Annotated in this window: 18 protein-coding genes; 8 read left to right on the forward strand and 10 right to left on the reverse strand. The window is 40.1% G+C overall.

All coding sequences use genetic code 11. From position 1 onward, the window contains the following. Positions 1-66 precede the first annotated feature (66 nt). Complete coding sequence (locus FZF08_RS11230; RefSeq protein ID WP_159468729.1) at positions 67-378, forward strand: PH domain-containing protein; 312 nt, start codon at positions 67-69, stop codon at positions 376-378. Between the two features lie 92 nt (positions 379-470). Further along, the gene (locus FZF08_RS11235; RefSeq protein ID WP_159468730.1) at positions 471-767 is read left to right on the forward strand and encodes a hypothetical protein; all 297 of its coding nucleotides are present in this window, start codon (positions 471-473) and stop codon (positions 765-767) included. Positions 768-835: 68 nt separating this feature from the next. On the opposite strand, the gene FZF08_RS11240 is transcribed toward FZF08_RS11235, so the two are convergent. The 8 genes from FZF08_RS11240 to FZF08_RS11275 form a co-directional block, all read right to left on the reverse strand. Then, on the reverse strand, positions 836-2,347 hold the full coding sequence (locus tag FZF08_RS11240; RefSeq protein ID WP_229216497.1) for a tagaturonate reductase: 1,512 nt from the start codon (positions 2,345-2,347) through the stop codon (positions 836-838). 99 nt (positions 2,348-2,446) lie between these two features. Next, a complete protein-coding gene (gene lon / locus FZF08_RS11245) occupies positions 2,447-4,924 on the reverse strand; it encodes an endopeptidase La (RefSeq protein WP_229216498.1) in 2,478 nt (825 codons plus the stop codon). 171 nt (positions 4,925-5,095) lie between these two features. Continuing rightward, positions 5,096-5,614: a DUF6702 family protein gene (locus FZF08_RS11250; protein ID WP_159468732.1), complete on the reverse strand. Its 519-nt coding sequence runs from the start codon at positions 5,612-5,614 to the stop codon at positions 5,096-5,098. A gap of 52 nt (positions 5,615-5,666) precedes the next feature. Further along, complete coding sequence (gene rseP / locus FZF08_RS11255; RefSeq protein ID WP_229216499.1) at positions 5,667-6,998, reverse strand: RIP metalloprotease RseP; 1,332 nt, start codon at positions 6,996-6,998, stop codon at positions 5,667-5,669. Positions 6,999-7,190: 192 nt separating this feature from the next. Continuing rightward, complete coding sequence (locus tag FZF08_RS11260; protein WP_159468733.1) at positions 7,191-9,005, reverse strand: MutS family DNA mismatch repair protein; 1,815 nt, start codon at positions 9,003-9,005, stop codon at positions 7,191-7,193. Then, positions 9,005-10,822 (reverse strand): ABC transporter ATP-binding protein, encoded by a 1,818-nt coding sequence (locus FZF08_RS11265; protein WP_159468734.1) that lies wholly within the window; start codon positions 10,820-10,822, stop codon positions 9,005-9,007. The genes FZF08_RS11260 and FZF08_RS11265 overlap by 1 nt, the downstream gene beginning before the upstream one ends. Positions 10,823-12,604: 1,782 nt before the next feature. Next, entirely contained in the window at positions 12,605-12,919 is a 315-nt protein-coding gene (locus FZF08_RS11270) for a nucleotidyltransferase domain-containing protein (RefSeq protein ID WP_159468736.1), read from the reverse strand. Between the two features lie 10 nt (positions 12,920-12,929). Beyond that, the gene (locus FZF08_RS11275) at positions 12,930-13,331 is read right to left on the reverse strand and encodes a nucleotidyltransferase substrate binding protein (RefSeq protein ID WP_159468738.1); all 402 of its coding nucleotides are present in this window, start codon (positions 13,329-13,331) and stop codon (positions 12,930-12,932) included. 215 nt (positions 13,332-13,546) lie between these two features. Between FZF08_RS11275 and FZF08_RS11280 the strand changes: the two genes are divergently transcribed. The 5 genes from FZF08_RS11280 to FZF08_RS11300 all read left to right on the forward strand — a co-directional run bounded on the left by FZF08_RS11280 (position 13,547) and on the right by FZF08_RS11300 (position 17,767). Further along, positions 13,547-14,116 carry an RNA polymerase sigma factor gene (locus tag FZF08_RS11280; protein ID WP_159468740.1) on the forward strand — a complete coding sequence of 190 codons (570 nt, stop codon included), beginning with the start codon at positions 13,547-13,549 and terminating at the stop codon, positions 14,114-14,116. Next, the gene (locus FZF08_RS11285; protein ID WP_159468742.1) at positions 14,097-15,659 is read left to right on the forward strand and encodes a hypothetical protein; all 1,563 of its coding nucleotides are present in this window, start codon (positions 14,097-14,099) and stop codon (positions 15,657-15,659) included. The genes FZF08_RS11280 and FZF08_RS11285 overlap by 20 nt, the downstream gene beginning before the upstream one ends. Positions 15,660-15,749: 90 nt before the next feature. Next, entirely contained in the window at positions 15,750-16,274 is a 525-nt protein-coding gene (locus FZF08_RS11290) for a ubiquinol-cytochrome c reductase iron-sulfur subunit (protein WP_159468744.1), read from the forward strand. 11 nt (positions 16,275-16,285) lie between these two features. Beyond that, positions 16,286-17,182, forward strand: a complete 897-nt coding sequence (locus tag FZF08_RS11295) for a DUF5777 family beta-barrel protein (RefSeq protein WP_159468746.1) — start codon at positions 16,286-16,288, stop codon at positions 17,180-17,182. Positions 17,183-17,200: 18 nt separating this feature from the next. Next, complete coding sequence (locus tag FZF08_RS11300; RefSeq protein WP_159468748.1) at positions 17,201-17,767, forward strand: YceI family protein; 567 nt, start codon at positions 17,201-17,203, stop codon at positions 17,765-17,767. Between the two features lie 27 nt (positions 17,768-17,794). Here the strand turns inward: FZF08_RS11300 and FZF08_RS11305 are convergent, their stop codons facing one another. Next, entirely contained in the window at positions 17,795-21,247 is a 3,453-nt protein-coding gene (locus FZF08_RS11305; RefSeq protein ID WP_159468750.1) for a glycoside hydrolase family 2 TIM barrel-domain containing protein, read from the reverse strand. Positions 21,248-21,430: 183 nt separating this feature from the next. Here FZF08_RS11305 and FZF08_RS11310 point away from each other — a divergent pair, with 183 nt between their 5' ends. Further along, positions 21,431-22,210 (forward strand): type III pantothenate kinase, encoded by a 780-nt coding sequence (locus tag FZF08_RS11310; RefSeq protein ID WP_159468753.1) that lies wholly within the window; start codon positions 21,431-21,433, stop codon positions 22,208-22,210. Here FZF08_RS11310 and FZF08_RS11315 read toward each other — a convergent pair. Next, positions 22,200-22,607, reverse strand: a complete 408-nt coding sequence (locus FZF08_RS11315) for a gamma-glutamylcyclotransferase (RefSeq protein ID WP_159468755.1) — start codon at positions 22,605-22,607, stop codon at positions 22,200-22,202. The two genes, FZF08_RS11310 and FZF08_RS11315, sit on opposite strands and share 11 nt — an antisense overlap.

Genomic DNA, 22,607 nt, shown 5'->3' on the forward strand with positions numbered 1-22,607 from the left:
TTTCCGGGTACAACCTGATGTGGTGTTGGTTATCTTTTCGCCAACGGATTTGGGGATTGCGAGATATTGTTTGAAAAAGATAATCTGGAAATAACGGGAATGTATGGAGAGAAAATTGAAGATGATAAAATTCTCGATGTTAAAGTAGTGAATGAATTACCAGAAATAGTAATGAAGTCAAATGGTTTTGCAGCCGGGGATTTCAGGAAAGGTTATTTCAAAACAAATGATAGAAAAACTGTTACGCTTTTTGTCAATAAAAAAGCAAAGCCATATTTATTGCTGATGACTACAACTGAAGAAATATATTTCAGCTCGATAGATGTTGCTTCTCAGGATTTATTGACTCAGATTGAGAATTGGGTAAAGTTAAAATAAAGTTGAAAATAATATTGTTTAGCTATTACGCTGGTGCTATTGAAAAGGTTGTAATGAAATGGAACTTAATATTTCTTCTAATTTATGAAATTATGAATATTGCTTCAAACAAGACATCGTTGGCGGAAATAGATAGCCGTTTCGACAATATAGAAAAAATGATGAATGAGATTACGCAAAGTAGGCTCATCATTGCCGATACGGAATATAAACTATCTGAATGGATCACAACGTCAGATTATGCTATAAATAATCATTTATCAATTGCCAGAGTTCATAACTGGATTACGAGAGGTATTATTCCTTTGGACTGTGTTATTGTGGTCCCTGAACTAAATCATTTAAAATTGATAAAAAACCAGCCTTACGAAACGCGGGCTACTAAATAATTAAAATTTTTAAGTCAAAAAACCACTTGCCGATCATCAGCAAGTGGTTTTTTGTATTACAGATAACGCTAATTAATAATTGTTTCTTCCTTTGAAAGCAATTCCAGATTCTCTGTCACTGCCTGGGTAAAACCTGGAAGTAAAGTCAGATCAGCCCCCCAAAGTGAGTCATCACTCAAAACTTTTTGGACTAATTCGGATGCAGATTCCGTATTCTCCCATTTCTCTGCAAAATAAGCAGCTGAATCGCAGCGGATCGGATATAATTCACCATTTCTTTCACCTGAATAAATTCCCGACAACAATTGCGTTGGTTTCATAAATAGTAAAAAAGCAGCAAATCCTTTTGCAAAAAGTGCCGGAACTTCACTGGATTTTTGGTAATGATTGAGCAGCGTAGGAATATTACGCATTTTCATTTTTGCGGTATATTGAACTGTAATATCGATCAGCTGGTGACGGATAAATGGATTTCTGAAACGGTCTAATACCTGATTTCCGAATTCCTGTGCACGTGCCGGATCAACTTCGTATGGAATGGCAGGAGCTAATTCTTTCAGCATAACATCTGCTATAAATTCAGAGGTTACAGGATTTTCCATGCTTTCACGCACCGTATTCAATCCATGTAAAAAACATAAACCGGAAGCTAGGGTATGCGTACCGTTCAGCAAACGAAGTTTTAATTCTCTGAAAAGATCAATATTTGGTTCGATCACTACGCCATTATCAGCCTGAGCAAAGCTCAAAACAGATTTTACGTGCGCATCACCTTCAATTGCCCACAGGCTGTAAACTTCTGAAACGATTAAAAGATCATCTTTGTAGCCTGACTTTTCTGATAATTCAGCAACCGTTTCTGCATCAGGTTTTCCCGGAACGATCCGGTCAACCAATGAATTACAGAACTGGTTATGTTGGTCAAGCCAATTTAGAAAATCATTGCCCAGGTTATGTTCTTGTGCTTGTTTCAAAACAATTTCCCGGAGTTTGGTGCCATTTCCTACAATTAATTCTGTTGGTACAATGACCATTCCGGATTCTGCTGAACCTCCAAAAGCTTTAAAACGCTCGTATAAAAAAGCGGTTAATTTCCCTGGAAAAGAGGTTGGCGGAGAAGACTGTAAATTATCTTCAACAAACTGAATACCAACTTCTGTTGTATTCGAAATGACAATTTGCATTTCCGGATTATGCGCACATTCCAGAATTTCCGCCCAATGGTTGCTTGCCGAAAGCGTTCTGCTGATGGTCGTATTAATTATGGTTTCATCGATATGTTCTCCGTTTTGGATACCTCTGATACCATGAGAAAAAATATTTTTTTGTGTTTCAAAAGCATCGGCACTGCCTTGTGATGTTGACTTTACGACTACAATCCGGCCATTAAAAATATTTTGCTGATTTGCTTTATTGACAAAATAATCAGGAAGCCCACGCAAAAGTACGCCTGTACCAAACTGGATTATTTTTTCAGGTAAGGCCAAAAGTTTATCGAAGTCGGGATATAATTCAGGACGTTGTTTTAATAACTCCGGAGATAGCTGGGATACGGTCATTTTTGTAAAGTTCGTGTTCATGAATATGACGCTTTTTCTTTGATCAAACCCCTAAAAAAAGAGACGCCGTTTGAGCGCCTCTTTTGGGAATAATATATTCTGAAAAAATCAGATTAACTTTTATACAGTGAATGTAACATAACCACTCTCTTCTTTTTCTTTCTTTTCATCAGGGAAAACAAAAGTGGTTGCGTTGGATACTTTTTCCGGAAGAAGCGCGATTGCTAACACTTCATCGACTTTATCCACATAATAGAATGTTAAATCTTTGATATAGTTCGCTGGTACTTCCTCTACATCTTTACGATTTTTTGAGCACATGATGATTTCTCTCACCCCCGCTCTTCTTGCCGCAAGGATTTTCTCTTTTATACCACCCACTGGAAGTACTTTTCCACGCAAGGTAATTTCACCCGTCATAGCCAGGAAAGGACGAATTTTACGTTGTGTAAAAATCGAAGCCATGGAAGTTACCATTGTGATACCGGCAGAAGGACCGTCTTTTGGAACGGCTCCGGCAGGAACGTGCACGTGCAAATCGTAATGGTTAAAAATCCTGTAATCAATATCCAGTTTGTCGGAATGTGCTTTTAAATAAGAAAGAGCCGTAATTGCAGATTCTTTCATAACATCACCCAGTTGTCCGGATAACGTCAAACCACCTTTCCCACGGCTCAAACTGGTTTCAATAAACAGAATTTCTCCGCCAACAGAGGTCCAGGCTAAGCCGGTAACGACACCTGCAAAATCATTATCCTGATACAGATCTTTATCAAAAATCTCTGCTCCCAGGAATTTTTCAACGTGTTCAATTTTTATTGTTTTAGGATATTCCTGATCCATCGCAACTGATTTTGCGATTTTCCGAACCAGCGTTCCTACTTTTTGTTCCAGATTACGAACGCCGGATTCACGTGTATATCCTTCAATGACACGTAGCAAGGCAGCATCATCAAATTTTATATCGGTTGCTTTTAATCCGTGATCTTTACGCTGTTTTGGCACAAGATAACGTTTGGCAATCTGTAATTTCTCTTCAATGGTGTAACCCGTCATTTCGATAATTTCCATACGGTCACGAAGCGCCGGGTGAATTGTATCAAGAGCGTTGGCAGTTGCTACAAAAAGAACACGGGAAAGATCGTATTCCACTTCCAGATAATTATCTGTGAAAGAAGAATTTTGTTCCGGATCCAAAACTTCAAGTAAAGCAGAAGCAGGATCGCCGCGATAATCCGAGCTCACTTTATCAATTTCATCCAGAATGAAAACAGGATTAGCAGAACCCGCTTTTTTGATATTCTGGATTACTTTTCCTGGCATTGCGCCGATGTATGTTTTACGATGACCACGAATTTCTGCTTCATCATGCACACCACCCAACGCCATTCTGATATATTCACGGTTCAATGCTTTCGCTATTGATTTTCCAAGAGAAGTTTTACCAACACCGGGAGGTCCGTACAGACAAAGAATCGGAGCTTTCAAATTTCCTTTCAGTTTCAACACCGCCAGGTATTCGATGATCCTTTCTTTTACCTTTTCTAAACCGAAATGATCCGAATCCAGTACTTTTTGGGCACGGACCAGGTCAAAATTATCTTTTGTATATTCACCCCAAGGCAAATCAACCAACGTTTCCAGGTAATTTAAGGTTACCGGATATTCTGGTGCCATTGGGTTAATACGCTGCAATTTGGCAAGTTCTTTATCAAAATGTAAACGAACTGTATCCGACCATTTTTTCAGACTTGCTTTAATGCGGATTTCATCCATATCACGCTCCGGACTATCAATTCCCAGTTCATCATGCAACACTTTAATTTGCTGACGCAGGTAATAATCACGTTGCTGCTGGTCAATATCAGAGCTAGCTTTCGACTGGATTTCACGCTTTAATTCAAGCATTTCAATCTCCCGCATCATATACTGAAGCAAAAGCGTCGCCTGTTTGTGCCCGTTTCTTTCTTCCAGTAATCTTTGTTTGTCTACTACTTCAACATTGATATTTGAAGAAAGAAAATGTATCAGGAAAACAGGACTTTCAATATTATCGAGCGCAATTCTGGCTTCCTGAGGAATTTCCGGATTTAAACGCATGATCTTGTGCGCGCCATCACGCAATGACTGCAAAAGGGCTTTCGATTCTTTTTTGGTAGGCGCAACAAATGAATCTTCGATCGCCTGAACTTCCGCGGTCAGGTATGGGTCTTCACTTAAAATCTTTTTTATTTCAAAACGCTGACGTCCCTGAACGATGATCGTAACATTTCCATCCGGAAGCGTAATCATTTTCAGAATATGTGCAACGGTTCCTATTTTATGCAGGTCGTCTGCGGTAGGATCTTCTTTATTTGGTTTTGCCTGGGTAACAGCGCCTAAAATACGCATGTTAATATCCGAATTCCGGTATATTTTTTTGACAAGGCGAATTGCTTTCTGGCGTACAACAGTAACCGGAATTACCATTCCAGGAAAAAGGACAGTTTGCCTGATTGGCAAAATGGCAAGTTCATTAGGTACTTCAAAAGGTTCATCAGAGCCCTCGGGACCACCCAGGGGAACAATTTCAAGGCTATCTAAATCCGAATCGGACATAAGAAGCCGACTATAGAGGTCAGAAGGTTCAAATTTCATAGGCATTCTGTCATAATGACAGATAATCTTTTCCCAATTTATAAATAATGACTTTCAAATGAAAGGGATAAATACAACAAAATTGCTGTGCCAACCAAATGTTGTCAGGCAATTTCTGGATAATCTCCTTTTTTAAAGCGTTTGTACAGCTTGTCCTTTTTTGTATAAAAAAGTTTTCGGTCCGGAAGGAAGTTTGAGATTCATCATATTAACCTGATCGTCAAACGTTTCCATTAAAATGCTGTTTTGAAGTTTCCAGCCCTCGGGATTTTCGGAAAATGGTATTTCAAGATAGATCCAGGTTGCATCAGCTTCTTCTTCTTTGCCGACATACTGGATTTCTGCTTTTTTCTGTGCGTTGGTTAACGTAAAATGTTTGCGAACGTAACGCTCTACAAACGGATTATTCTGATCATTATTTTTGATCGTGAAAATACGTTTGTTATTTTCTTCAGATAGCCCTTTTTCTAAATCATCCGTAAAAATACGAATACTTATTTCAAAGGTTTTCGCTGGCTTATCATACTTCATCTGCGTTACGCTTACATGATACTGATGCATGGGCGCAAAGGAACTTGACAACCAGAAAATAAGGAGCAGAAAAGTAAGGCGGGTGATCTTCAATGCAAACTTGTAAGAAGATGAGGACAATTTATAACCTTGACCGGCTTAACGAATAAGCCGGTCAAGGGAAAATATTTTTTCAAAAAACAGCTTTCCAAACGTCGTTGAAAATGGCAAAGGCCATCAATCCAAGCAATAATACCATACCTACTTTCTGAGCATTTTCAAGGAAAACGTCAGAAGGTTTGCGGCCGGAAATAATTTCATACGAAAGGATCACAGCATGACCACCATCCAAGGCTGGAATTGGCAAAGCATTCATAAATGCCAAAACCATCGAAAGCAAACCAGTAAGGTGCCAGAAACGATTCCAGTCCCAAACTCCGCCAAACATACGCGCAATTCCAATTGGGCCGCTTAATGCTTTTGAAGCAGAAACCTCACCACGGAAAATTTTGCCAAAACCTTTAATATTATTGAAAACAACATTAAAGGCATTTTTCGTACCTTCTGAAATAGCCTGACCAACGGTAAATTTGATGGTTGTAAATGCTAAGAGACTTTCAGGATATAATCCGATTGTTCCATCTCCTGAAACCTTCACATTCACATCTTGCTGAACTCCGGCACGATCGAGTACGATCTTTACTTCTTGTCCTTTTAGTTTTGGAAGTGTTTCCTGTAATTCGTTATAGTAATGAATCGGAGCACCGTTGATTGATACAATTTTATCTCCGGCTTTAATACCTGCTTTTGCGGCTGGCATACCTGGCACGAGTTCTCTGATTTTAAAAGGCATCGCAGGACTGATGAAATTCATCTTGTCATCACGATCTGCGTCTGATAATTTTTCGATAAAATTATTTGGGATATCGATATCTACTTCTTTGCCATCGCGGAGAACTGTGTAAGTACTGTTGCTTGCCAGAAATACATCAAGGCTAACAATATCATTGAAATCAGCGTATGATTTTCCGTTTGCTTTAATGATTTTATCACCAGTACGTAAACCGATTTGTTTACCCAAATCACCGGCAACAATACCATATTTATTAACCTCAGCATTGGATAAAATCTTTTCTCCGTCGATGTACGCAAGGACGATAAAGATAAAAACACCAACGATAACATTAACGATAATACCGCCAAGCATTACGATTAGTCGTTGCCAGGCTGGTTTTGAGCGGAATTCCCATGGCTGAGGATCTTTATTCATCGCCTCGGTATCCATGGATTCGTCAATCATACCCGATATTTTCACAAATCCACCAAGTGGAATTGCACCGATTCCATATTCAGTTTCTCCTTTTTGAATACTCCATACTTTCGGTGGAAAACCGATGAAGTATTTTTCAACACGCATACCAAACGTCTTAGCGGCAAACATATGCCCCCATTCATGCAATCCTACCAAAATAGACAAACCCAGGATGAGCTGTCCGGCCATAATCAGGTACTCTAAGTATTCCATTCAGTCTTGAAATTATTGAAATTGATAATGGAAATTGAAAATTGAAGCCATTTCGCAAGGCGAGGAAGGTTCTTTATTTTCAAAGATTAAACTTTTATTTTTCTTGCTAATACAAATAAACGTAAAGTCGTACAGTAAAGTTACTCAAATGACACGATTTCGTTCAAAAACCTTTTATAAGCGGTAGCTTGATCAGGATTTCTGCATATCAATATCAATTCCCATCATGCGCATCAATTCGGATGCGTTGAAAGACTTACAAATTCCGTTGTGTAACTGGTAATCAAATTTGAGCTGTCCGTTTTCCACATCCGAACGGAAATGGAAATTTTGGACATAGGTTTCAGTCGCGCCCCATTCACCTAATTCCAGATCGTGGGTTGATACCAATCCAGCTGAACTTTTCGCGTGCAGCTGACGGATTAATGCTTCTGCACCCTTATGCCTGTCGGCCGAATTTGTACCTTTTAATATTTCATCCAAAAGATAAAAAACCGGAGATTCATTTTTTTCATCAGCTAATTCCAAAAGCTGGCGCAAACGTTTCAATTCAGCATAAAAAGAAGATGTACTTTCTTCCAGAGAATCCTGTGTACGCATACTGCTGAAAACGCGAAGAGGAGAACAGGCAAATTTGTCTGCAGATACTACGGCCCCCATTTGTGCCAGAACAAGATTTAGTCCGATCGTACGCAAAAATGTACTTTTACCTGACATATTGGAACCTGTTACAAGGATCGTTTGTCCCAATCCATTCATGCCAAAATTATTACTTACGCGTTTTTCTTTCGGGATCAGCGGATGTCCCATTTGGGTTGTTTCAATATAAACACCTTTTTCCCAGGTTACCTGCGGAACGGTTGAATCCGGATAAGCAAAGGCATTTCCGGCCAGACTGTTCATAGCTTCAGTATCAGCAAGCACATCTAGCCATTGGTGTAAATGTTCTTTATTGTTCTTTTTCCAGTTTTCCAAACCGGCCAGACAATGTAAATCCCACATCGTTGTTATCCCTACAAAAATCGCAAAGAAGGGATGATTTCTGTAATCCAGTCTTTCAAATAAAACGCCTGCTTTTCTAAGTGAATGAGCAGAGCCGCGAATTAATGTCTGGCGTTGTTTCCACCAACGTGAGCGATATGGAGAAGAATCTGCGATATCCAATAAATCGGCATAAGCTGAAAGTGTAAAACCAAGTGCAGTAGTCCGGTTTACAATATTTTGCAAAGTTTCCTGATACCGTCTGAGGATAACGATATGCCAGACAAGGCTCATCGCCAGTAACCAGGCAGGAATTAAACCTGCAAATACCAATCCGCCAACTAGTAAAGTGACCAAAGGCCAAAATCGCCAGCGAAGTGAAGATTGTAATGATTCGGGTAACGTTTCTGCGGACCAGTCACGGAAAGCGCCAACCTGCTGGGCTGCGTGCTCATGTAAAAGAGCGGTTGCTTCCCAGGTTTGGCGGAGTTCGGGATTGTTTTTGAATTCTTCCACGGCTTCCTGTCTCATCAGAATTTCTTCCAGTGAAGCATGATGTTTCAGCCAATTAGCAAGCCTACGGCTTCCTTCGGAAGTTCTTGTGCGGTTTAATAAACGGTATAAAGAATATTCACCAAAAATATCGAGGTCGGTGGCGAATGAATGATTCTTTTCCTGAAAGTGAATTCCGGTATCTTTTCTTAGAAATTTAAAAGAAAGGCGCTGGATTTCATCCTCATTAATAGTCTGGATATTTCTTTGGAACTTTCGTTTGATTTTGGCCGCCTGTTGCAGACGCATCAGTATTAAAAATAAAACAAATGCAACCGCAGTACCAATTCCCCAGCCCGGCTGATTGAAATGATTCCAAAGCCACGCCGTTCCGAAAATGCTCAGAAATGCAGCAATCCTGCCAATTGAAAGCAAATTAAATCTTTCCGAAGCAACTGCTTCCGCTAATTTTGCCTTTTGAAATTCAGCTTCAAAAAAAGTGTGTGGGTTGGTAATTTCCTTTTGATTATCCATTAATGGCTTTCTGCGTTTTCAAACTGTAATTTAATCAGACTTGCATACAAGCCATTGTCAAGTAACGATAATTCCTGGTGAGAGCCGGATTCTGCGATCTGGCCTTCTTTGATTACGTAAATAGAATCAACTTTCCGGATCGTTGCCAATCTGTGGGCGATGACAATCGTTGTACGGTTTTTCATCAATTCATTCAGTGCAATCTGAACCAGTTTTTCCGATTCTGCATCCAGCGAACTGGTTGCTTCATCTAGTATCAGGATTTTTGGATCTTTCAAAATAGCACGCGCGATCGCAATCCGCTGACGCTGGCCGCCGGAAAGTTTAATTCCGCGTTCTCCAACAATGGTTTCAAATTTTTCGGGGAAAGTATCGATGAATTCCGTAGCATAAGCTTTTCTGGCCGCCTCAAAAATTTCAGCAGCTGTTGCAGAAGGTCGCCCATAAGCGATATTTTCATAAATCGTTCCGCCAAAAAGCATTACTTCCTGCGGTACAATCGCGATATTTTTACGTAATTCAGAAATCCCATATTCAGTTACCGATTTTCCGTCAATAAGAATTTGCCCGGATTGATGATTGTAGAAACGCATCAATAACTGGATAATCGTTGATTTTCCGGCACCACTGTAACCAACCAGCGCAATTTTTTCTCCGGCATTTACATGCAATGAAATTCCTTTCAGAACAGGAAGATCAGCTCTAGATGGATATGAAAAATGCACGTCTTTGTATTCAATTTCTCCCAAAACATGGCCCTTAGGTTCTTCTGCTGATTCTTCGACCGTCACTTCCGAGGTTTCTCTTAGCAATTCAAAAATCCTCTCCGAAGCACCGACTGTTTTGTTAATCTGTGCATACAGATCACCCATCCCGCCGATGGAAGCACCGATAAATGTCGTGTAGAGAATGAAGGTAAATAAGTCAGAAAGACTCATTTCGCCTGATTGGACCAATCCAGCTCCAAACCAGATCACCCCAACAATACCGCCGAAAATGGCGAAAATGATAAAGGACACAAACCCACCGCGAAAGGATGAAGCTCTGAGCGCAAGTGCAACAACGCGTCCCAAAGCACTTTCGTAGCGCTTTACTTCCAGATGTTCATTTGTAAATGCTTTTACAACATTAACCGACTGCAAAGTTTCTTCGACAATAACATTGGCTGCTGCCAGTTCATCCTGCGCTTTTTTTGACAAACGACGAATGTATCTTCCAAAAAACGCTGAGGCTACTACCAGGATTGGGAATGTGGCCATCATGAACAAAGTCAGTTTCCAGGAAGTGTAGGAGATAATGGCAATACCGACTATAAGTGTGGCTACCTGACGGAAAAATTCTGCGATTGTAAAAGATAAAACACCTTCGAGCTGCGATACATCGGATGTTACCCGGCTCGTCAATTCGCCAACGCGGCGTTGTTCAAGAAATTCAAGTGGCAAGGTGATGATTTTACTATACGTATCCCGGCGGAGATCGGCCATGGCCCTTTCACTTACTCTCGTGAAAAGGAATATTCGTAAAAATGCAAATATGGATTGGAACACCAGAACCAGGATCAGGAAACCTGTGATCTGGTTAATTGTGTATTTTGATTTCCCCTCAATTACTTCAACGATGCTACCGACAAGTTTCGGGAATGCAAGCGATGTAAAAGTTGAAAGTACCAGGAATATCATCCCGACTACAAAAATCCACTTATATGGAAGTATATAACGAAAAAGAGCAAATGTTTTTTTTAGTCCTTCCCAACTGATTTTTTTTACCGCAAACGGAGATGCAGAATCTCCCTCATCACTATTTCTTCTTTTGGCCATTACAAAAAGGTATTCGACATGCGTTGCTTAAATGATCTTAAAACAGAAATCTGATTCGTCAAAGCGGATTGGAATAACCTCAAAACGCTGATAACCATAACACTATATTCAGAACGGCAAAAGTACGGAATAATTGATAATTAAGTGACAAGAATAAGAAGTCTGACAATTGAGATTTGTCATTGTTTGGAGAAAAAGATTCGTTTTCAAATTTACACGACTCGTTTTTTTAGAAGAAGACAATGAGATGCGGGCCTCAGAGAGGCCTCCTGTTTATAGCAATAGATTTGTTTATTCCATTTTAACTCCATCGGAGTTTCCTTGATTTTAGCCAGGAGGCTCCTATGGAGCCGGAATTTCACCAATAAATATTTAGCTATAAACAGGGAGCTCCGATTGGAGCTTTCACTATCGGATTTATCAAACAGCTAAAATGGATTGGTACGAAATAATTGGGTATTAAGTGACAAGAATAAGGAGTTGGACAATTGAGAATCGTCATTGTTTGGAGAAAAAGATTCGTTTTCAAATTTACACGACTCGTTTTTTAGAAGAAGACAATGAGATGCGGGCCTCAGAGAGGCTTCCTGTTTATAGAAAAGATTTGTTTATGCCATTTTAACTCCATCGGAGTTTCCTTGATTTTAGCCAGGAGGCTCCTATGGAGCCGGAATTTCACCAATAAATATTTAGCTATAAGCAGGGAGCTCCGATTGGAGCTTTCACTATCGGATTTATCAAACAGCTAAAATGGATTGGTACGAAATAATTGGGTATTAAGTGACAAGAATAAGAAGTTGGACAATTGAGATTTGTCATTGTTTGGAGAAAAAGATTCGTTTTCAGATTGAAACAATTCGTTTTTAGAAGAGGACAATGACATGCGGGCCTCAGAGAGGCTTCCTGTTTATAGAAAAGATTTGTTTATGCCATTTTAACTCCATCGGAGTTTCCTTGATTTTAGCCAGGAAGCTCCGATGGGGCCGGAATTTCACCAATAAATATTTAGCTATAAACAGGGAGCTCCGATTGTAGCTTTCACTATCGGATTTATCAAACAGCTAAAATGGATTGGTACGAAATAATTGGGTATTAAGTGACAAGAATAAGGAGTCTGACAATTGAGAGTCGTCATTGTTTTGAGAAAAAGATTCGTTTTCAAATTTACACGACTCGTTTTTTAGAAGAAGACAATGAGATGCGGGCCTCAGAGAGGCCTCCTGTTGATAGCAATAGATTTGTTTATTCCATTTTAACTCCATCGGAGTTTCGTTGATTTTGGCCAGGAGGCTCCTATGGAGCCGGAATTTCACCAATAAATATTTAGCTATAAACAGGGAGCTCCGATTGGAGCTTTCACTATCGGATTTATCAAACAGCTAAAATGGATTGGTACGAAATAATTGGGTATTAAGTGACAATAATAAGAAGTCTGACAATTGAGATTTGTCATTGTTTGGAGAAAAAGATTCGTTTTCAGATTACACGATTCGTTTTTTAGCAGAAGACAATGAGATGCGGGCCTCAGAGAGGCCTCCTGTTTATAGAAAATATTTGTTTGTGCCATTTTAACTCCATCGGAGTTTCCTTGATTTTAGCCAGGAGGCTCCTATGGAGCCGGAATTTCACCAATAAATATTTAGCTATAAACAGGGAGCTCCGATTGGAGCTTTCACTATCGGATTTATCAAACAGCTAAAATGGATTGGTACGAAATAATTGGGTATTAAGTGACAATAATAAGAAGTCTGACAGTTGAGATTTGTCATTGTTTGGAGAAAATCAGTTTTTATATTTTTTGCTGAAAAATATTTCCCCAACCCGGGCCATGTGATCGAGCAATTCCGGACTGTTTATTTGGTGATAAATAGATAAGTCAAAAGTATAAGGCAATAGCAGATCGTCGAGCTGTTCGTCGATTTTGCCTAAAATGGTTAATGTAAGTTGCTTGCCCTTTAATGTCAGATCAATATCTGAACCATTTTTAAAATTTCCTTTTGCCCTTGAACCATAGAGGATTGCTTCTTCGATTTCGGGAAAATTAGTGAAGACCGATTGGATACGCAGAATAGTATTTTCTTTTAAACCGTATTCCATTTTTGGAAAATCAAAGTACAAATTGATTCATTTTTGACTGAAACGCTTTAAACAAAAGGTAATAGGTATTTGTGATTTTGTCTGTTATCTCTTTCACTACTTCCTCATTGTAAGTATGTGTTGTCAAATTACGGCTGTTAATCATATCCATCCAATTTTCACCATCGGTTATAATCCCTTTTTTAAAAGCTTCGCGCGTTGCGCTTCCTGAATCCATGATTGTGGAATTGCCTTCGAGTTCAAAGAAATCTTTCATCACATTCCACGCTAGTTCGTGTGTATATTTAAATCTTTGGATCAACCCTTCTTTTTCTAACTCCGACAAATCATTTTTTGCTAAATCTAAAACCGCGGTTTCAAGTTTCAGCAATGCTTTATTGAAGTTTTGAAGCCATCCAATATCTTGTTCCATGTTTAAAATCAGTCAATTAGCTTTATTTTTCTTTTATTTGCTTAAAATTAAGTAAAGTTTTATGATAAACAGGAAGTAAGACATGCTTCGGTAATACTGCCAAGATTTTGGACTATTCGCTGTAAAACGTACACAATTAAAAAAATATTAAAAAAAGTTTTCAAATCACGCAACCGTTTTGTCGATGAGTTCGTAAGTACTAAAAAAACAAAGGCATGCCCGAGTATAACTCCGCCGTTCTTCATGAACTACTCGACGGCTGTTTGAAAAAGAACCGCCGTAGTCAGGAGCTGTTGTATAAACAGTTTTATGGGTATGCTATGAGCATCTGTTTGCGCTATACACGGAGTAGGGAAGAGGCAAAAGAAATTCTGAATGACGGGTTTTTGAAGATTTTTACAAAACTGGAGAGTTTTGACCAAAGCCGTTCTTTTAAAAATTGGCTGGGCAGGATAATGATTAATACCGCACTGGATCATTATCGGCACGAAATCCGTCATGAAGTTTTAGATGATGTGGAAGCTGCGGATCAGGTATTTGTAGATGAAACAGTAATTACTAAAATGGCGCATGAAGAAATAATCAGTTTAATACAGGAACTGACGCCAGCTTACAGGCTGGTATTTAGTTTGGCTGTAATAGACGGTTACACACACGAAGAAATTGCTGAGCAATTGAACATTTCTGTTGGCGCGTCAAAGTCAAATTTGTCGCGGGCGAGGGAAAAACTGAGAATGATGCTATCCAAAATAAATATAGACAATTATGAAAGAGTTTCCAGATGACGAACTGGACAAGCTCTTCAGAAAGTCTGCGGAAGAGCTTGATTCGAATTTTGATCCTCAGGATTGGAATACGTTAAAAAATATGCTGGACGAAAAAGATGGAAGAACACCAGCTGCCTGGTTTAAAAAATGGTGGCCGGTTGGAATACTCGCACTTTTGATGTTAGGAGGATTGACGACTTATTTTTTGGCAAACAAAGAAGAAAAGAATGTTGTCAAAAAAGAAAATCAGTATGCACTAGCAGAAAAGGCTGGCAATAAGATATCAAACGAAAAACCGGCCAATGAGAACATTAGTTCGAAGAAGGCAGAAAGTGATTTTACAGAATCCGGATCCAATAAGGATGCCAGTGGTACCGAAGAAAAATCCGGAAGAGCTGTTTCTGATTCAGAGAATAGGATTACCACAAATTCGGATAAGAATTCTGAAATTGTTAAAGCTGAAAAACTTAAAGAATCGGATGAGGAATTGTTTGAAATTCCCGCAAAACGTAAAAAGAATATTTTGAAATCGGAAAACAGGAAGACACTGCCCCGGCGCTGGTCTAAGACAGGCGGAGTGTACTTAGCACCAAACCATTCTATTGGGAGAAGGGGCGACGGGGCATCTTTATCTGATCTTGATTTAAAGATTGAAGGATTTTTAAAACCGGATTTCGAAAAAACAAAACCGGAAAAGCCGGATCAGGGAATCTCAAATCTTACGGATTCTGAAAAACCGAAGGATAGTAAAAACAATTTTCCAATTGTTGATAAAGTAACAGAGCAAGTTAAAAACACAGCGGTTAGTAATGAATTAAGCCGATTGAATATTTCTGCCAGTGAATTGAAATCCAGATCGCTGGTTTGGAAAAAGTTGAATTCATTACCAGAAGTTGAGGTTAAGGAGGCTGATGTTCCGCCTATTTCTGAACCGGTTAAAGCAGTTAGCGAAAAAGATCCGACGCCCAAATTCGCTGTACGTTTTGGATATTCACCGGATATTAGCAGTGTAGGATTAAAGAATTTCACCAAACCGGGAACAGCGGTTTCTTTGCTGATTGAATATGCGGTTTTACCAAAATTATATATTCAAACGGGTGTGGCGAGAAGTTCGAAAGTGTATAAAGCGGAAGGTGGAGAATATGCCTGGCCGAGTAGTTGGAATGATCAGACTGCGAGGCCGTATAGTACAGACGCAACTTGCAAGGTAATTGAAATTCCACTAAATCTTCGGTATGATATAAGTTCAAACGAACGATCACGGTGGTTTGCAGAAGCAGGTGCTTCTTCTTATTATATGCAGAATGAAAAGTATAATTATAACTATAAGCCGCATACCTACGGAGTAAAATGGAATGACTGGGATGGTTCCACGGGTTGGTACCTTCTAAGTCACATCAATGCTTCGGCTGGATATGAATATCGTTTTTCAAAAAAATTATCACTTTTAGCAGAACCTTATGTTCGGATTCCTGTCAAAAAAGTTGGCTTCGGAAAGGTAGATTTATTTACTACCGGAATCTGGTTCTCAATACGATATACTCCTGTTTTTAAAAAATAAAAGGATCGTCAAGGTCATTTTTCCAATTCCCGTAAAATCGGGAAACGGGAAAACTATGTCTGAATTTTCACCAACCTACTTAATAGCATCATGAACAGTACTCAAAAAGAAACAATGAAAAGAGGCGAATTTTTAAGAAGTCTGAGCCTTGGCACTTCAACATTAATGGCCTTTTACTGCATGGGAACGATGACCTCTTGCAGCTCCGGGGAAATGGATCCTTTAACAACAACACCTGCTACACCGACAACGGGTACAGGTGCTACATCAGGACTTACCGGGAATGCTACGACTTCGGCTGGCGCGATCAGTTTTACAATTGACCTGACAAACGCTACTTATTCCAAATTAAAAACCGCAGGTTCTTTTATGGTTATCGGCGATTTGATTGTAGCACTTTCCACCACGGGCACATACGCGGCACTATCCAAAGTTTGTACACATGAGGGAACGACTGTTCAATATCGAAGCGCTGAAAATGATATTTATTGCCCCAATCACGGATCAGAATATAAACTGACCGGCGCCGTAGACAAAGGCCCTGCCGTAGCAGCATTAAAAGCATATAAAATAACACTCTCAACGGATGGTAATACTTTAACAGTAACCGCATAATCTTGATTACAATGAAAGCACTCCGCCTCGCAATCATTTTACTTTTTCCGGTAACGATACTTCATGCCCAGAATGACTTACTCGGTGAACTGAATAAACTGGACAGCAACACGACTGTCCCGGTAGAAGCTACCTTTAAATCCACAAGGATCATAAACGGGCATTCGGTGGAAACGGTGAAGAAAAATCACATGGATTTCAGGATTTCTCACCGGTTTGGCCGCTTGAATTCTGGCTCTTACCAATTGTACGGATTAGATCAGGCTACGCTAAGATTGGGATTTGAATACGGAATAACCGACGATCTGATGATCGGTGTGGGAAGAAGTACAGAACAAAAAGCGTTTGACTTTTTTGCCAAATATCGTTTGTTGAAACAAACTTCCGGAGCCAGAGTTATTCCCATTTCGGTGACACTTTTTGCCAGCAGCGCTATTCGTACTTTGAGGCCGGTATCGGACGAAGAGATACCGCGGACTTTTCAGAATAAATTAACCTATGTGTACCAGGCGCTAATTGCCCGGAAATTCAGTGAAAAACTTTCTTTGCAAATTACGCCAACCTATCTATATCGAAACCTGCCTGAACTGACGGGAGAGGAGCGGGGACTTTTCTCTCTTGGTTTGGGAGGGCGTTTGAAAATCAGCAAACGTGTTTCTGTCAATGCTGAATATTTCTGGACGGCGCGAAATAACAGTGCGCTTCCTTACCATGATTCTATGGCGTTAGGTGTTGATATTGACACAGGCGGACACGTTTTTCAGCTGCATTTTACAAATTCATTAGGTATGATTGAAAAACAGTTTATTGGCGAAACGACAGGAAGCTGGGGTAAGGGAGACGTACACTATGGCTTCAATATTTCGAGAACTTTCAGTTTTGACAAAAAAAGCAAGAGGAAAGGTTAATTACTAAATACGAGATTTATGAAACGACATATAGTCCTGAGCGTAATCTTTTTGATAACGATTTTGGGAATAGCAGGCAGGACTTTTGCCCAGGGAGGCATGTTTGCAACGGCAACTGGCAATACACGTTTTTCTTCGGCGACACCTTTGGAGAATATAGATGCTGAAAATAGAAAGACCCAGGTTTTACTCAATACCACGACGGGAGAAATTGCTATCCGGATGACGATGCGCGACTTTGTTTTTCCAAACAAATTGATGCGGGAACATTTTAATGAAAATTACATGGAATCAGCAAAATTCCCAACGGGGACATTTTCTGGAAAATTGGATCAAACGATTGATTTTACAAAAGATGGATCTTATGACGCGTCGGCAACCGGATCTTTTACAGTGCACGGTGTTGCAAAAACCAGAACTATCAAGGGAAAACTGAAAATTGAAGGATCAAAAATTACGATTAATTCTGACTTTGAAGTAGCGCTAACCGATCACAAAATTGAAGTACCTTCCATCGTTTTTGTCAAAATCGCACAGTCTATAAAAGTGAAATCTGAATACATCCTTTCTCCTTACAAAAAGTAGAAAAGCTGCATTCAGGTCACGGGAAATCTATCTTCTTCTTTTCTTTTTGGAAGATGATTTCTTTTTCGCAGAAGATTTCTTTTTCGAGCTTGTTTTTTTTCTGGAAACCGACTTCTTTTTACGAGTCGGTTTCTTTTTAAGTGAAACTCTTTTCTTTGAATATTTGGAAGAATAACTTCTGGTTGTCGGTTTGATAACTTCCTCTTCTTCTGCATCATCGCTAGCAACTTCTTCTGTATCTGCCGCATTTGCAGTAATACCCGGGATAGGTTTTGGAGCAATCGCAGGTAATTTGGTATGGACAATCTGTTCAATATTAGAAGCCTTGTCAATTCCTTTTAAGCGGAAAGAATAGGAATAAGGTTTGGCAGGCAATCTATATTGATTATGTACGCGTGGCGACCAGCTATCATCACCACCAAGTCCCATTTGCGCAAGATCCAGATTAACAACCGTGATATTTCCTCTTGAAAAATCAGAAGCTCTTTCCTTTGCTGCCAGTAATTCTTTGTCGGTGTAATCGTGGACATTGACATTGAAAACAGAATCACTGATGGCGAGCAGGCCAAGTCCGTCTTCGTTAGTTACACTTGCCCAGCGAACGTCTGTTTTATTTCCGTTTTCCTGTGGGCTGATATATGGGAAATGTTGCTCGGCCACAGTTCCTGAATACAAGCCGATTCGGCCGCTTGTTTTGCGATCTGCATACGTTTCATAAGGCCCGTTTCCGTACCATTCGAATTTGTCAAAAGAAGACGGCATTTGCATTTGCATACCCACTTTTGCTAATGAAGGCCATTCGCCGCTAGGCGTGAAAGTATTTTTTACCTCAATATCTCCCGACGCATAAACGGTATAAATTGAACTGACAATCATTGCACCAGCTTTGCTGCGCAGACTTTGCATCATCGTCACCTTATACACATGCGGGTTCAGTTTTTCCACACGAAGATCAGAACCAGTTAATCTCAGAGAATCCAGATTCGCATTTCTCCAGCTGGTTGCAAAACTTTGTTTCCCGCCACCTTCGTCATTGTCGGTCGGTACACGCCAGAAATTTGCGAATGGACCCGATTCCAGCAGCTCTTCTTTTTTATACATGAAAGAAGATATCCGCGCGTTTTTCTTGTTAAAACTTACCGAGAAATTCTGTCCACTGATCGTAATACCTTTTCCGCGGGTCAGCGACAAGCGTAATGCGGGACTGCGCGTGTAAGTTACATCCTTCATTTCATCCGTCAAAACTTCAAGAGGAGCCTGATACCAGGCCACTTCATGTCCAGCCGAGGCCCATAAATTTGCTTTTTTTGTTCGAATGCTTAGGTTAAGAAAATATTCATAACCCGGTTTTGGGTTTGAAGGAATCTGGTAAGGGATTGTCAGCTGCTGTGATTGTTTTGAAAGCGCAGTCAGATTTGAAACGGTACCTTCGCCAATTGATTTTCCATTTTCCTGAACCGACCAGATAAGTTCAAATCCACTCAATGAAATAAAATCATAGGTGTTTTTAATAGTGATCTGATGCTGCCCGGCACGAAGCGTGTCAGGAATTTCAAATTTTATATTTTGATATACTTTTTTGACTTCGTTAATTTCCGGCTGAGGAACGCGATCCGGATTTACCAAACCATCACCCGCATTTGCGCCGTCGATGTAATTGAAATAATCCCAGTAGGTTTTGCCATCGGCTCTTTTCAGGCTAAGTCCCTGATCAACCCAGTCCCAAATGAAACCGCCCTGCATGGTTGGATATTTTTCAATTACATCCCAGTAATCTTTAAAATTTCCAATACTGTTTCCCATTCCGTGGGCATATTCACAAACGATCAACGGCCGGTTTTTATCTTTTTTGACCAATTCAATCATATCACTGACCGAAGGATACATCACCGACATGATATCAAAACTGCTTAATGTCGTCGGTTTGTAATTACTTCTTCCCTCGTAATGGATGGGACGTGTGGGATCAGATAAATGAATATAATCGGCCATGGCTGTGAAATTCGCTCCCATGCCTGACTCATTTCCCAAAGACCAGATGATGATGGACGGATGATTTTTATCACGTTCCAGCATGGCCGTTCCTCGTGCAAGAAATGCAGCTTTCCACTGCGGTTTATCGGCCAGGATAATATTTTTGCCCCATAATTCGTGACTTTCAATGTTGGCTTCATCCATTACGTATAAGCCATATTCGTCGCACAAATCATACCATTCCGGCACGTTGGGATAATGTGAGGTACGGACAGCATTGATGTTATGTTGTTTCATCAAAGCGATATCTTTGATCATGGTTTCGCGGTTCATCACGCGGCCTGTTTCAGGATCAAATTCATGGCGGTTAACGCCTTTGATCATGATCGGTTTCCCATTGACCATCAATTGTCCGCCAGTAATTTTAATCTCACGGAAACCAACGCGCTGACTTACTGCCTCAATTGTTTTTCCGTTTGAATTTAAAATCTGAATCGTAAGTGTATAAAGATTTGGTGATTCCGCGCTCCATTTATCGGGGTTCGTTACCGGCAGATCGATACGGATTGGTAATTCTCCGGACGGTTCAATTGTAGCAATCGGGCGGCTGACAGGAGAGATAACAGCAGATTTATTAGCATCATATAACGTATAAACCAATTGATTTCCGGCAGCAGCCTGCTTCGAGAAATTCTTGATGAACGTACTGATTTTTAAAGTAGCGTTCTGATAATTGGCATCCAGATCCGTCCGAACCGAAAAATCATTCATATGGACATCAGGAACCGTAATCAGGTTCACATCCCTGAAAATCCCCGACAAACGCCAGAAATCCTGATCTTCCAGATAACTTCCATCCGACCAGTTGATCACTTCCACGGCCAAATGATTTATTCCCGTTTTTACATCTTCTGTAACATTGAACTCGAAAGGCGTCATTCCGTCTTCGTGATAACCAATTGCTTCGCCATTGAGCCAAACATAACAAGCAGATTGTACGCCTCCGAACTGAAGAAAAAATGTTTTTCCTTTATCGGCTTCAGCGATGTTGAATGTAGTTCTGTAAAGTCCGGTCGCATTCGTATCAGCATCAATTCCAGGAGGATTTGCTTTGAAAGGATGTTTTATATTGGTAAAAACCGGTTTGTCGTAAGCACGTCCTTCTTTCGCTCCGGCAACCTGCCAGTTGGATGGTACAATTAAATCATCCCAACCCGAAGTAGAAACATTGGGCTGGAAAAAATTGGAAGGTGCTTTCGATGGATGCGAAACCCATTTGAATTTCCAGCTTCCGTTTAGCGATTTTACAAACGGTGATTTTTTATCAAGTTTGAGCGCACTTTTTTCGTCAGTATAGGGGACAAAATCAGCACGGTTTTTTTCGGTATTGACGCTGATCACTTCCGGATCTTTCCATTCAGGAATTCTTTGCGCTTTAAGTGTTAATGTGGTAAAAAAAAGAAAAGTATATGGAATTAAAAACCGGCAGCTATTCAAATAATACATGTTTTTTACTAAATCGGAGTGAATTTTACTAATTACAAAAGTAACCAGGGAACACAGAGTGGGCTATTCGTAAAAGTATTAAAAGTAGATTTAAACAAAAAGAAACTGTGGTTAAAAACGCCACCGATTGAAGTTTTATTTCGATTATGCTTTTATTTGTTCTCTTAATATAAAAACCTGATTATGCTGTTAGCTGTCGATGTTGGTAATACGGATACTGTTTTTGGGCTTTACAATACCGGCGTGTGGGAACACATTTGGCGGGAACGATCGCTTGCCCAGGAAAGTGAGTCGCATTATGCATCGAAGTTGATGCTGCATTTTCTGGAAGCGGGAATCTCTTTTAACGAGGTTAATACGGTGGTTTTGAGTAGCGTTGTGCCTGCCCTTACACCGATTATCCAAAAAATGCTACGGTCTCTTTTTGGTGATGATATTATTGTCGTCGGACCAAATACCTTTCCGGGATTAACCATCGCTATCGATCATCCGCACGAACTTGGGGCGGATTTAATTGCCAATGCAGTGGCGGTTTTTACGCGGTATCAGAGAAATTGCGTTGTTGTTGATTTTGGTACGGCACTGACCTTTACAACCGTTTCTAAGAAAGGTGAGATTTTAGGCGTAGCTATTTTACCTGGATTGGTGACTGCCGTAAAAGCCTTATTTACAAATACAGCCCAACTTCCGGAAGTTCCTTTGAAATTACCGGAATCGGCTATTGGGAAAAATACGGTTCAGTCGATTCAGGCTGGGATTTTGTTAGGTTATGAAGGTTTGGTAAAATCGCTGATACACAGAATTCGGGCAGAAATGGGTGGAGATTGTATTGCTGTTGCTACCGGAGGACTGTCATCTATTATTGAAACGCTTCGTAACGAATTTGTTGAAATTGACAGAAAATTAACCTTGGATGGATTGAGGATTATTGGTGAAAAAGTGGGAGGCGCGGTTACGAAATAGCCTGTCTGAAATCTCCGCTTTTTATCCTTTCAAGATCTGTTGAATCCTGGTTATAGAGATATGCCCAGCAATTGATCAACGAGCCGTCGTTCATCAAAACCGGAATGATCTTTCGCAGATAAAGGCTATCTTGTTCGTTCTCAAAAACATCTTCATAGTCGTCCAGTTCCGGGAATATAATTTCCGGAACGGTAATCAGATAGACTTCCCCGTAGATCCTGCCTTGATTTTCGGGTTCATAAATGGCACCCGGATACCACTCAATTTTATACAGCGTTCCTGGGAATGATCCTTTGCCGATAAATGTTGATAATGTGTGGAGACGTTCGGCAAAGGGATTTGAAAAGCCCTGCATCAGCGTTCCATAAGTGAACAGGAAATTGGCTTGTAAAGACAT

This window comes from Dyadobacter sp. 3J3 (assembly GCF_009801115.1).
Lineage (GTDB): Bacteria > Bacteroidota > Bacteroidia > Cytophagales > Spirosomataceae > Dyadobacter.

Excerpts from the sequence above, each read along its gene's own strand:
- FZF08_RS11310 (WP_159468753.1), top strand. The coding sequence starts at position 21,431 with ATGCTGTTAGCTGTCGATGTTGGTAATACGGATACTGTTTTTGGGCTT.
- FZF08_RS11275 (WP_159468738.1), bottom strand. The coding sequence starts at position 13,331 with ATGGAACAAGATATTGGATGGCTTCAAAACTTCAATAAAGCATTGCTG.
- FZF08_RS11285 (WP_159468742.1), top strand. The coding sequence starts at position 14,097 with ATGAAAGAGTTTCCAGATGACGAACTGGACAAGCTCTTCAGAAAGTCT.
- FZF08_RS11315 (WP_159468755.1), bottom strand. The coding sequence starts at position 22,607 with ATGTCTTTACAAGCCAATTTCCTGTTCACTTATGGAACGCTGATGCAG.
- rseP (WP_229216499.1), bottom strand. The coding sequence starts at position 6,998 with ATGGAATACTTAGAGTACCTGATTATGGCCGGACAGCTCATCCTGGGT.
- FZF08_RS11260 (WP_159468733.1), bottom strand. The coding sequence starts at position 9,005 with ATGGATAATCAAAAGGAAATTACCAACCCACACACTTTTTTTGAAGCT.
- FZF08_RS11240 (WP_229216497.1), bottom strand. The coding sequence starts at position 2,347 with ATGAACACGAACTTTACAAAAATGACCGTATCCCAGCTATCTCCGGAG.
- FZF08_RS11295 (WP_159468746.1), top strand. The coding sequence starts at position 16,286 with ATGAAAGCACTCCGCCTCGCAATCATTTTACTTTTTCCGGTAACGATA.
- FZF08_RS11280 (WP_159468740.1), top strand. The coding sequence starts at position 13,547 with ATGCCCGAGTATAACTCCGCCGTTCTTCATGAACTACTCGACGGCTGT.
- FZF08_RS11290 (WP_159468744.1), top strand. The coding sequence starts at position 15,750 with ATGAACAGTACTCAAAAAGAAACAATGAAAAGAGGCGAATTTTTAAGA.
- FZF08_RS11270 (WP_159468736.1), bottom strand. The coding sequence starts at position 12,919 with ATGGAATACGGTTTAAAAGAAAATACTATTCTGCGTATCCAATCGGTC.
- FZF08_RS11300 (WP_159468748.1), top strand. The coding sequence starts at position 17,201 with ATGAAACGACATATAGTCCTGAGCGTAATCTTTTTGATAACGATTTTG.
- FZF08_RS11305 (WP_159468750.1), bottom strand. The coding sequence starts at position 21,247 with ATGTATTATTTGAATAGCTGCCGGTTTTTAATTCCATATACTTTTCTT.
- FZF08_RS11235 (WP_159468730.1), top strand. The coding sequence starts at position 471 with ATGAATATTGCTTCAAACAAGACATCGTTGGCGGAAATAGATAGCCGT.
- lon (WP_229216498.1), bottom strand. The coding sequence starts at position 4,924 with ATGTCCGATTCGGATTTAGATAGCCTTGAAATTGTTCCCCTGGGTGGT.
- FZF08_RS11265 (WP_159468734.1), bottom strand. The coding sequence starts at position 10,822 with ATGGCCAAAAGAAGAAATAGTGATGAGGGAGATTCTGCATCTCCGTTT.